Genomic DNA, 11,180 nt, shown 5'->3' with positions numbered 1-11,180 from the left:
GCCTATTTTTCCAAGAAAAAATTCAGTAAAAAAAATGAATAAATAGAAGCTCGAATTAAGCTACTATTTGACGCGAACAGACGATTCACGTACCATTAATTGTGTCTTCAACACCTCAATTACAGGAGCATCTCCCGCATTTTTTCCTTCAATTTGGTCGATTAATAATTTGAAGGCCAACTGCCCTATTTCGACTAAAGGCTGCGCCACCGACGAAATCGTTGGAGAAACAACAGAACATATAGGCTCATTGTTAAAACTAACAATTTTAACATCCTCTGGAACCCGAATTTTAAGCTCTCTCAACGCCATTAAAACGCCCAAAGCCAAACGGTCAGAAACCACCAGAATTCCATCTGGTGCATTGTCCATGCGCATCAAAATATGTGTTTGCGATTTGGCAGTATCCTGGAAATAATCAGAATGAAAAATCAAACTTGGATCTGCCTCAATCCCAGCCTCCGATAAAGCGCGTAAATAACCTAAGCGGCGCTGATTACTAACCGATACGTTTTTAGGCCCAGCCAAAAAAGCGATGCGCTTACAACCATTTTCCAACAAATGTTTAACTGCCTCATAGGCTGATTGCTCATTGTCAACCATCACTTTGGACGCATGAATCTCATCACTATCTCGATCAAAAAACACCAAGGGAATCCCACGACGCTGTAAACGATTCAAATGATCCAAATTAACCGTCTCACGCGAAAGCGATATAATAATTCCCTCTACTTGAGAACGAGATAAATTCTGAATATTGATCAATTCCCGCTCATACGACTCTTGCGTTTGGGTAATCAACAAGGAATAACCCGCCGCAATAGCAGCCTCTTCAATGGACTTGACCACCGTAGAAAAGAAGTAATAACCCAAATCAGGAACAATTAGCCCTAATGTCTTTGTCTTACTTTTCACTAAACTTGTTGCCAATACATTTGGCTGATAATCAAGCTCAGCCGCCAAATCTAAAACTGATTTTTTAGTATCCGGATGAATATCCGGTAAATCACGCAAAGCTCGCGATACAGTCGCTACGGACACATTCAACTGCTTGGCAATGTCTTTGATCGTAACTTGATGACGCATAACTAGGATTATTTTGATTCGAATTTACACTCTTTTTTTTAAATATTCATCTCCAAATTCTCCTTCCAAACCACACTTGAACGACCTCCCATCATACCCATCGGTGGATGCTCCTTCCCTATTCGAATCTCCAATTCCACATAATCAGAATGCAGTTCTTTGCAACGGGCAGCAATCCGCTCACATAGTGTTTCTAACAAATCAACCGGCTCACGCATGATCTCAACACATACCGTGTATAGTTGGCCATAATCCACTGTCCGATTAATATCATCCTCAAAAGCTTGGGTAATTCGCTTCGAAATAGCCAGATTTAAAATAAACCAATTGCCCAATACACGCTCCTCAGGAAACAATCCATGATACCCAAACAACCGTACATCCTCTAATCGCACCTGATATATCCGCATCATTTCTAATTTAAATCACCCACTTTTCCGCGCGGACCGCTAGATTTCGCATAGGCTTCCAACACTTTATTCAATGTAGGCAAGCCATCATCTTCAATCGTAGTCACATCCAAATGATTTGATTTTGCAGGTTTCGAAACTGGCTTTGCCTTTTTCTTTGCGACCGGCTTTGGCTTAACTACAGGCTTAACCATCTTAGAAGCTGATTTAGCTTTCACCTGTTCAGATTTGACTGGAGCAACTGGAGGAACATCCTTCTTCCATTTAGCTAATTGATCTATGGTTTGCTGAGAAAGCTCCAACATCTGTTCCGCAAAAGCTTGTTGGACCGCCTCCAAACGCCCCATCTCACGCTGTTTCTCCTTCAACTCCTGCTCAGAATGAGCTAGCAGTTGCTTGCGTTCATTTTCAACTAATAGTGCTGCTTTTTTTACTGATTGCTCAGATTCAGCAATTAATGCATTTGCCTTTTTCTTCGCATCAGCAAGTATCCCCTCGGCTTCTTTTTCAACTTTCTGTTGCCAATGCACTTGTGCTTCCTCAGCTAATTTCATCGCCCGAAAAAGGGACGATTCCACCTCACGTAACCGATTAACCTCTTGTTCTAATTGCTGGATTTTTTCTTGCATCAACTGCTCGTTTCGCGCAGATTCTGCAGCAAATTGATCTACGGAGTTCACATAGGCTTGCACCTCTGCCACATCGTATCCACGAAAACCTTTGGAAAAAGAAACTGCTGATATGCTCATAGGATTAATCTTAAGTAGTAAAATAAAAAACCTTTAATCGATTTTCCAAACAGAAATCTGTTTATCATCAGAACCAGAAACCAACAAGTCTGCATATGTGGACCAAATTAGCGCATTGATGGAATGCTTATGTCCCCCATAACGTGCAAAATCAATAACCTTACGCAAGGTCAATGTTCCCACATCCCAAATTTTAATCGTCTTATCCATACTCCCTGTCGCCAAATAGTGCCCACACGGACTTAGCACCATAGAGTTAATCGCTTGAATATGCGCAGGTATTCCGGGCAATGCTGAGATCAATTCATTCGAATGCCAGTCCCATGATCGAATGTGCGCATCACCTCCGACCGAAAATATACGATCCCCGGCTGAAACAATGGAAAACACACGCTTTTCATGAGCTAATTGGGCATATTTTAATTCAAATTGAGCATTAAAAACACGAATAAATCCATCGCTATAGCCCGCAAAGATGTGTTGGCCTACCACATGCAAACAACGCACATGCGCCTCTCCTACTTTAATGTGCTTACTAACCAGATGCGACATCCGGTCAATCACCGTAATCATGCCATGTGAACTGGCCACCCAAACCTGATCTCCCCAAAATTGGATATCAAAAATAGATTGATTTAACATCGGAATCGAAAATACCCGTTCCAATGAAACTAAATCAATGCCATGAATACCTTCATTATTTTGGGCAACCCAAAGAATACCCGATAATTGATCTAGCCGCATAGCATAGGCGGAACCTTGAATTTGAGCAATTACTTTACCTAAATCAGGTTTTTCTAAATTCCATTGCACGACCCAACCATCTGCTCCCGCCGAATAAAACAAGGCTTGGTCTACGGCTTTTTCCAACGCGTAAACTGCACCACGGTGACCCGCAAACGTATCAATTCGTTCTATTTTCAAAATACTGAGCTAATTGAATTGCAAAAATGATAATTTTACAGCCAAATATATCGGTATGCCGGAATTTTCCTCCACCCTCAACGCACTAATTCCAGAAACACATGTCTGTGTGTGGAAAATTGACGAGCCGCTGGAATTCTTCGAACAAATTCCAGCACATTGGCCCAGCATTAATTCCCAAAATCCAATCAAACGCATCGAATCTTTGGCTGCACGCTACTGCCTATATGATTTATGTAAACGGCTTGGATTGAAGGACGAGGTGCTCCAACAAGACGAACGAGACCGACCTTATTTATCAAATTCCGACTGGAAAATATCCTTAACCCATTCTTTCCCATACGTGGCAGCTGCTTGTAGCTACCAAAAGGAAGTTGGCATAGACATCGAAAAAAAAGGTCGAAAAATCGAGAAAATAGCCCCTAGATTCTTAAATACATACGAATTAGGCGACCGGGCCGAAAACCACATGGCCTTAACCCTCGCCTGGTCCATTAAAGAATCCATTTATAAAGCAGCGAATATTCCCGGATTATCATTTAAAAACTCAATTGCATTAGATCGGCATACAGAAGTAACAGAAGGAAATGCGATCCTACTTCAGGGAGAAAAGTCTATCAAATATTATTGGGAAGAATTAGATGATTTTGTCATCAGTATGGCACGGTTGGATTAATCTAGAGAACCAATTAGATTCGTTAACTCATCTTTATACGAATCATCTCCAGCCTTTTCGTAGGCCATAATAAGATTTCTTAGGACACGGCGAACAATTTCTAAATTCGAACACGGCTGATAATAGATGTCATTAGGCTCTAAATTCAATTGAGCGATGTAATTATCAATATCCGTTTTATTGAAGATCAATCCTTTGTTAAAGACATTAATATAGAATTGGAGTTCATCCTTTTTGTAAGTCAATACAAACAAATTAGGCAAATTAACCCCATAGACTGGCATCCCTAATTTCTGAGCAATCCACATGTAAATCACACACAAGCTGATGGGATTACCTTTTTTGGAGTCAAGCACTACATTAAGGAAGGAGTTATTGGCAGCATGAAAGTTCTTTGTATTAGCCCCAAATTTCAATTGGTCAAACATGACCGTATTAAGAATTTTCAATTGGTCAATCGGATGTAAATCATCGCGCATCTGAGGCCATACCTCGAAATACAATTGCTCCATGGTTGTCTGCAATTCGGCATAGGAAAAATCAGGATAGCGATAAGTGGAAATAATCCACATACCCTCCAACAAATCCATTCCTCCACCCTCTTTCCAATGAGTGAGTCGGCTTTTCATCAAGTCTAATTGAAATTCGTGAATTAAATCCTCGATTTTGGTCTGTAAATAAGGATTAAAACTCAATTGCTCCCATTCCGACTCCAATACGGGAATGATCGCAGAACCCAAGGTGCGCATTTGGGCTTCGACCAATTGAACTACTTCGGTATCCGAGTCGTCCAACAGTTGAATCATTGCTTTAATCGCGGGTTCTTCCATAAGGTATTTATTGCATTCAAAATTAATCAAAATCCTCAAAAATCAAACCTCCTGTCCATTGCATAAATGTTTGGATCCTAAATTTTTTTTCGGCGAAAAATGAGACTAAATTTGTGGTTGCTAAAAGCATAAGCAAAAGCACACATGATGAATATTCTGATTACGGGAGGAGCTGGTTTTATAGGTTCACACACCTATGTTGTTTTACAAGAAAATGGGTACAACCCAATCATTGTAGACAATTTTTCCAATTCTTCCGAAAAGGTCATCACTAATCTGGAAACCATTTGTGGAAAACCAGTCACCTATGTGAAAGCAGATGTTAATGATCCTGCTACTTACGATCAGCTTTTTACCACCTACCAAATTGACGGCATCATTCACTTCGCAGCTTCTAAAGCCGTAGGTGAATCCGTTGCCAATCCACTTAAATATTACCGAAATAACGTAGCGTCAACGGTACTCCTACTCGAAAAAATGCAGCAATATGGGGTTAATAACCTCGTATTTTCCTCTTCATGTACGGTGTATGGCCAACCAGACGAATTGCCGGTAACTGAAAACTCTCCTGTACAAGAGGCCGTTTCCCCATATGGAAATACCAAACAAATTTGCGAGGAAATTATTCGCGATACGGTTCAGGCGAATGCTACCCTCAAAGCCATCTCTTTACGATATTTCAACCCCATTGGTTCCCATAAAAGTGCCCTAATTGGCGAACTACCCCTGGGACCACCTGCCAATTTGATTCCTTTTTTAACGCAGTCGGTGGCCGGATTACGTGGACCGCTGCAAGTGTGGGGAACAGATTATCCAACGGCAGATGGAACCGCCATTCGTGATTATATTCACGTGATGGATTTAGCTCATGCGCACGTGAAGGCACTTTCTCATGTGTTGGGTAGGAACAATACTGCCTACTACGATTTCTTTAATATCGGCACAGGCGAAGGAAGTTCTGTCTACCAAGTGATTCAGGCATTTGAAAAAGCAACACATAAAAAAGTAGCGTATGAAGTTCGGGATCGCAGACCTGGCGATATTACAGCCGTTTATGCGGCTACCGAAAAGTCAAATAACATCCTCGGATGGAAAGCTGAAATCAGCTTAGAAGAAGCCTTAAAAGACGCCTGGGCTTGGCAAGAAGCCCTTTTATAATCATTATGAAGAAAATAGTAATCACCGGCGGTGCCGGATTTATTGGTTCTCACGTAGTCCGTCTTTTCGTCGAAAAATACCCGGATTATCAAATCTATAATTTAGATGCGTTGACGTATGCGGGGAATTTGGCCAACAATCAAGATATTGCTGACCGACCAAATTACCACTTCATTAAAGCAGACATTACCGATGCGGCACACATGGACGCGTTATTTGCAGAACATCAATTTGACGGCGTTTTGCACCTAGCAGCTGAATCCCATGTAGATCGTTCGATTACAGATCCTTTGGCATTTGTGCGTACCAATGTTATCGGAACCGTCAATTTATTACAATCAGCTAAAAAACAATGGGCTGGCAACTACGAAGGCAAGAAATTCTACCACATCTCTACCGATGAAGTTTACGGTGAATTACACGATCCAAAGGAGTTCTTTCTAGAAACAACTCCATACGATCCTCGCTCCCCGTATTCTGCCTCAAAAGCAAGTTCAGATCACTTTGTACGGGCATATCATGAGACTTATGGCTTACCAACAGTGATCACCAATTGCTCAAATAATTATGGACCCAATCACTTCCCAGAGAAGTTGATACCGCTAATGATCCATAACATACTGAACAACAAGCCATTACCAGTTTACGGAAAAGGAGAAAATGTACGCGATTGGCTATTTGTTGTTGACCATGCACGTGCAATCGACACCGTTTTCCACCAAGGGAAAATTGGCGATACGTACAACATTGGAGGATTTAACGAATGGAAAAACATTGATTTAGTCCATCTATTGTGCAAAATCATGGACGAAAAATTAGGACGACCGGCCGGAACGTCAGTTCAGTTGATTACCTATGTAACCGACCGTGCAGGGCATGATTTACGCTATGCCATTGACGCAACTAAAATCATGAAAGAACTTGGTTGGGAACCTAGTTTGCAGTTTGCAGAAGGATTAGAAAAAACAGTTAGTTGGTATTTAAGCAACGAAAAATGGCTTAATGATGTCACTTCAGGTGATTATCAAAATTACTACACGACCATGTATCAAGGACGCTAATTATGAAAGGAATTATTTTAGCCGGAGGATCTGGCACACGTTTACATCCATTGACTTTAGCCGTTAGCAAGCAATTAATGCCTGTTTACGACAAACCGATGATCTATTATCCCCTATCCATCTTGATGTTATCGGGTATTCGGGAAATTTTGATCATTTCAACGCCACATGATTTACCTCATTTTGAGAAGTTACTGGGTGATGGGTCTAGCATCGGTTGCAAATTCGAATATGCAGTTCAGCCGGAACCTAATGGTTTAGCGCAAGCTTTCGTAATCGGTGAAAAATTTATCGGGAAAGAAAAAGTGGCTTTGGTACTTGGTGATAATATTTTCTATGGCTCAGGTTTGAGTAAGTTATTACAAGCCAACAATGATCCAGATGGTGGCGTGGTTTATGCTTATTCGGTCAATGATCCAGAACGTTATGGTGTGGTGGAATTTGATGCGGACAATAAGGCTATTTCAATCGAGGAAAAGCCAAGTCATCCCAAATCAAATTATGCAGTTCCAGGCTTATACTTCTACGACAATGATGTGGTAGAAATTGCCAAAAACATCGCTCCTTCACCTCGTGGCGAATATGAAATCACGGATGTAAATAGAGAATATTTAAAACGTGGAAAGCTATCAGTAGGTATTTTAAACCGTGGAACAGCTTGGCTAGACACGGGCACTTTTGCTTCCTTAATGCAAGCAGGGCAATTTGTCCAAGTAATTGAAGAACGTCAAGGAATGAAAATTGGGTGTATCGAAGAAGTTGCCTACCGCATGGGATACATTGACGCAGGCCAACTCGAAACGATAGCAAAACCACTCGTTAAAAGTGGCTATGGCCAATACTTATTAAATTTATTACGATAACACGTAACCGGCTAATAATGCCGCACTGAATAGCGCAATCGCAGGAACACGTTCCGTTTGCGCGACTAGAAAAGTGAAAATCACTAAGGCGATGGAAACCCCATCGCCTTTTTGTATCATCGGATAAACAAATGTGTAGACTGCGACACCTGTTAATCCCACAGATGCAGCCTGAATACCTGCCAAAGAAGCCCGTATGAATCGATATTGCTTCAATTGCCCCCAGATACGAAAGACAAAAAAGATTAAAAAAGTGCCTGGTAAAAAGATGCCCAATGCACCAATTACACTACCTGCTAACTGACCAAATATCCCATAATCTTTCATCAATAAGACGCCTAAATAAGAGGTAAGAGCAAAAATCGGACCTGGAAGTGATTGCGAAAGTGCCATACCAGTCAAATAATCATCTGGCCGAATTAAACCCTTAAAATCAACGAATTCAGTATATAAAACAGGTGCGAGTACCTGCCCACCCCCAAAAACGAGACTTCCGTTTCGGTAAAAATTCTCAAGTAAATGAAACGGAAAGTAATCCGTGGTTTCACCTAACAGGACCAAAAAAACAAACACTCCCCAGAACAAATGAAAATTTGCCCAAGGTATGATCATTTTATGCTTATTCTGGCGCGGAAATTCACGAAAATTGAAGGATGAAATTATTCCTCCTAGGACTAAAACGAGAGGAAAAACATATGGCGTTGCAAACAAAATACCTACCGCAATGGTGAACACTAAAATCCAAACATACATCCAGGATTTAATTACTTTTCGAGCCATTAACCAGCCTGCTTGCAAAATCAAACCAACCCCTACAGGTAATACAAACTGAACTAGATCACGATTACGCAAATACGTCATCCCATAGGCAGCTAAAGTCATGATAAATACCGCTGGAGTGATCCACAACAATAATGTCATGTAGGCTAAGGAGGCCCCTCCCCGCTTCAAACCAATCGCCGTAATCATCTGCGTGGAAGTTGGCCCGGGCAATACCGAACACAACGCCTGAATCTCAAACAACTCATCTTCAGTTAAATACTGCTTTTCATGCACGAGACGACGCAAAAAAAGGGCCCAGTGTACCTGAGGCCCTCCAAATGATGTGGCAGCCAAAACAAATACATCCCATAAAAAATTCAGATGTTTTGGCCGTTTCACGTTATTTTTTCTTTAATCCCAATTCGATTAATCGCTCATTCAAAAACGCTCCGGCGGTCATGTCCGTATAAATCTTTGGACTTTCTGAGGTTACACAACTCTCCAAGCACGTCAAATCCATTTCAGATCTAGGATGCATAAAAAATGGAATCGAATAACGTGACGTACCCATCTTTTCACGCGGTGGATTAACCACGCGGTGAATCGTAGATTTCAAATGATGATTAGTTAAACGATCCAACATATCCCCTACGTTTACAACAACCTGATCTGGCAAAGCCGTAATGGGAATCCATTTTCCATCCATGCGCAACACCTCAAGACCTTCCGCTGAAGCACCCATCAAAAGCGTAATCAGATTAATATCTCCATGAGCAGCCGCACGAACAGCCCCTTCTGGCAAGCTATCTGGATCTGCGATGGGGAAATAATGAATCGCACGTAAAATGGAATTACCGTTCTTGACACGAGGTTCAAAATAATCCTCTGGTAAGTTTAAATACAAAGCAATCGCGCGCAATAATGATTTTCCAGCTGCCTCAAGTGTTTCATATCCTTGAACAGTTAGCTCCCCAAATTGTGGATATTCCGCCGGAAATACATTCGCAGGATATTCCTCCCAAACCGAATCTCCATCATGCTTATGTGGCTGACCTACATGGTAAAACTCCTTCAAATCAGGCACTTTGAAGCCTTTCGCGGTTTCTTTTCCTTTCCCAATGTAACCCCGCTGGCCTGCAATTCCTTCAATCTCATACGTTCGCTTCAGCTCATCAGGCGACTGGAAAAATCGCTCCACCTCGGCATATAAAGCTTGGGTAAATTCATTGGACAGGCCATGGCCTTTAATCGCCACGAATCCGATCGTATTGAACGCTTGACCTAAATCTTGTACAAATTTTTCCTTTCGAACAGGATCTCCTGAATTAAAATCAGCTAAATCCAAGGAAGGTATTTCTTCTAATAACATACTTATTTTGATTCAAATTGACGCGAGACAAAATCCCAGTTGACCACATTCCAAAAAGCTGCAATATAATCAGCCCGCTTGTTTTGATATTTTAAATAATAGGCGTGCTCCCACACATCTAACGCTAAAATCGGCTTGCCTTTAACTTCAGCTACATCCATCAACGGATTGTCTTGGTTGGCCGTCGAACTAATCACTAATTTCGAACCATTCCAAGTTAACCAAGCCCAGCCGGAACCAAAACGCGAAGTTGCGGCTTTGGCAAATTCCGTTTTAAAGGTATCTAAACTTCCAAAATCAGCCTGAATTTGCTTTATTAATGCGGCACTTGGTTGTTTTCCTGTCGCAGGTGCTAATAATTGCCAAAAGAAACTGTGATTCCAGTGTCCTCCCCCATTGTTTCGAACAGTCACGGGCTGCGTACTAATCGTTGCCAACAATTCTTCGATTGATTTACTCGAAGTACCTACCGCCTTATTCAAGTTATCAACATAAGCCTTGTGATGTCGGCTGTGGTGAATTTCCATGGTCAATTTATCGATATGCGGCTCTAAGGCATCATATGAATAACCAAGGGTAGGTAATGAAAAAGGTGCATTTTCCAATACATTGATCCGTGAGGCCACTAAACCTAAACCGGATAATTTTAAAAATTCGTTGCGATTCATTGTGTATTGGGTTTATTCATAGTTGACTCGGCCTACAATACTGCGGCCAAGGGTAATCTCATCTGTATATTCTAAATCTCCTCCGATCGGAATTCCACGCGCAATGGTGGATATTTTAATCGAATAATCGGCTAATTTCTTAGTCAAATAAAATGCTGTTGTATCCCCTTCCATCGTTGGACTCAGTCCCAAAATGACTTCATCAAAAGCACCAGAAGCGATGCGTGTAATCAGGGTGTCGATGTGTAAATCAGTGGGAGAAACACCTGCTAGCGGTGAAATGATCCCGCCAAGCACATGATACAATCCAGTATATTGACCTGTATTTTCAATCGCCATCACATCGCGTAAATCTTCCACGACACAAAGTAAACGCTCATCGCGTTTCGTACTCGCACAAATCCCACATAAATCACCGTCGGAAATCATGTGACATTTAGGACAATATTTAGTCTCCGTACGAAGCTGAACCAACGCATGTGCTAACTGTAACGATTGTGATTCCGGACGCTTCAGCATGTGTAATGCAAGCCGCAAGGCAGATTTCTTACCAATACCCGGCAATTTCGAAATTTCCTCCACAGCTTGCTCAATGATTCGAGACGGATAGGTATGCATCATAAT

At 41.5% G+C, this 11,180-nt stretch carries 13 protein-coding genes; 4 read left to right on the top strand and 9 right to left on the bottom strand.

What is annotated here, in order from left to right; translation table 11 throughout:
• Positions 1-63: 63 nt before the first annotated feature.
• The 4 genes from U0R10_RS02975 to U0R10_RS02960 are packed head-to-tail and all read right to left on the bottom strand — an operon-like array spanning position 64 to position 3,169.
• Positions 64-1,086 carry a LacI family DNA-binding transcriptional regulator gene (locus U0R10_RS02975; RefSeq protein ID WP_377982336.1) on the bottom strand — a complete coding sequence of 341 codons (1,023 nt, stop codon included), beginning with the start codon at positions 1,084-1,086 and terminating at the stop codon, positions 64-66.
• Between the two features lie 38 nt (positions 1,087-1,124).
• Positions 1,125-1,499: a dihydroneopterin aldolase gene (folB, locus tag U0R10_RS02970; RefSeq protein WP_377982334.1), complete on the bottom strand. Its 375-nt coding sequence runs from the start codon at positions 1,497-1,499 to the stop codon at positions 1,125-1,127.
• 2 nt (positions 1,500-1,501) lie between these two features.
• A complete protein-coding gene (locus U0R10_RS02965; RefSeq protein ID WP_377982332.1) occupies positions 1,502-2,245 on the bottom strand; it encodes a DivIVA domain-containing protein in 744 nt (247 codons plus the stop codon).
• 33 nt (positions 2,246-2,278) lie between these two features.
• Positions 2,279-3,169, bottom strand: a complete 891-nt coding sequence (locus tag U0R10_RS02960; RefSeq protein ID WP_377982330.1) for a WD40 repeat domain-containing protein — start codon at positions 3,167-3,169, stop codon at positions 2,279-2,281.
• Between the two features lie 55 nt (positions 3,170-3,224).
• Here U0R10_RS02960 and U0R10_RS02955 point away from each other — a divergent pair, with 55 nt between their 5' ends.
• Entirely contained in the window at positions 3,225-3,845 is a 621-nt protein-coding gene (locus U0R10_RS02955) for a 4'-phosphopantetheinyl transferase family protein (RefSeq protein ID WP_377982328.1), read from the top strand.
• Here U0R10_RS02955 and U0R10_RS02950 read toward each other — a convergent pair.
• Entirely contained in the window at positions 3,842-4,675 is an 834-nt protein-coding gene (locus U0R10_RS02950) for a transglutaminase-like domain-containing protein (protein ID WP_377982326.1), read from the bottom strand. The two genes, U0R10_RS02955 and U0R10_RS02950, sit on opposite strands and share 4 nt — an antisense overlap.
• Before the next feature lie 144 nt (positions 4,676-4,819).
• Here U0R10_RS02950 and galE point away from each other — a divergent pair, with 144 nt between their 5' ends.
• From galE to rfbA, 3 genes are read left to right on the top strand one after another with little or no spacing between them, the layout of a single operon-like run.
• Positions 4,820-5,833, top strand: a complete 1,014-nt coding sequence (galE, locus tag U0R10_RS02945; protein WP_377982324.1) for a UDP-glucose 4-epimerase GalE — start codon at positions 4,820-4,822, stop codon at positions 5,831-5,833.
• 5 nt (positions 5,834-5,838) lie between these two features.
• A complete protein-coding gene (gene rfbB, locus U0R10_RS02940) occupies positions 5,839-6,894 on the top strand; it encodes a dTDP-glucose 4,6-dehydratase (protein ID WP_377982322.1) in 1,056 nt (351 codons plus the stop codon).
• Between the two features lie 2 nt (positions 6,895-6,896).
• Positions 6,897-7,757 (top strand): glucose-1-phosphate thymidylyltransferase RfbA, encoded by an 861-nt coding sequence (gene rfbA / locus U0R10_RS02935; RefSeq protein ID WP_377982321.1) that lies wholly within the window; start codon positions 6,897-6,899, stop codon positions 7,755-7,757.
• Here rfbA and U0R10_RS02930 read toward each other — a convergent pair.
• Genes U0R10_RS02930 through recR form a run of 4 tightly spaced genes read right to left on the bottom strand, consistent with a single transcriptional unit; the run spans position 7,749 to position 11,177 of the window.
• Positions 7,749-8,918, bottom strand: a complete 1,170-nt coding sequence (locus U0R10_RS02930) for a chromate transporter (protein ID WP_377982319.1) — start codon at positions 8,916-8,918, stop codon at positions 7,749-7,751. The genes rfbA and U0R10_RS02930 overlap by 9 nt on opposite strands.
• 1 nt (position 8,919) lies before the next feature.
• Positions 8,920-9,888 (bottom strand): isopenicillin N synthase family dioxygenase, encoded by a 969-nt coding sequence (locus U0R10_RS02925; protein ID WP_377982317.1) that lies wholly within the window; start codon positions 9,886-9,888, stop codon positions 8,920-8,922.
• 2 nt (positions 9,889-9,890) lie between these two features.
• Positions 9,891-10,556: a superoxide dismutase gene (locus U0R10_RS02920; protein WP_377982315.1), complete on the bottom strand. Its 666-nt coding sequence runs from the start codon at positions 10,554-10,556 to the stop codon at positions 9,891-9,893.
• Between the two features lie 12 nt (positions 10,557-10,568).
• Positions 10,569-11,177, bottom strand: a complete 609-nt coding sequence (gene recR / locus U0R10_RS02915) for a recombination mediator RecR (RefSeq protein WP_377982313.1) — start codon at positions 11,175-11,177, stop codon at positions 10,569-10,571.
• Positions 11,178-11,180 lie beyond the last annotated feature (3 nt).

It is taken from the genome of Aquirufa avitistagni (genome assembly GCF_042715545.1).
GTDB lineage: Bacteria > Bacteroidota > Bacteroidia > Cytophagales > Spirosomataceae > Aquirufa > Aquirufa avitistagni.
The sequence above is the reverse complement of the archived record's forward strand: the minus strand, read 5'-3'. Positions and strand labels throughout refer to the sequence as shown.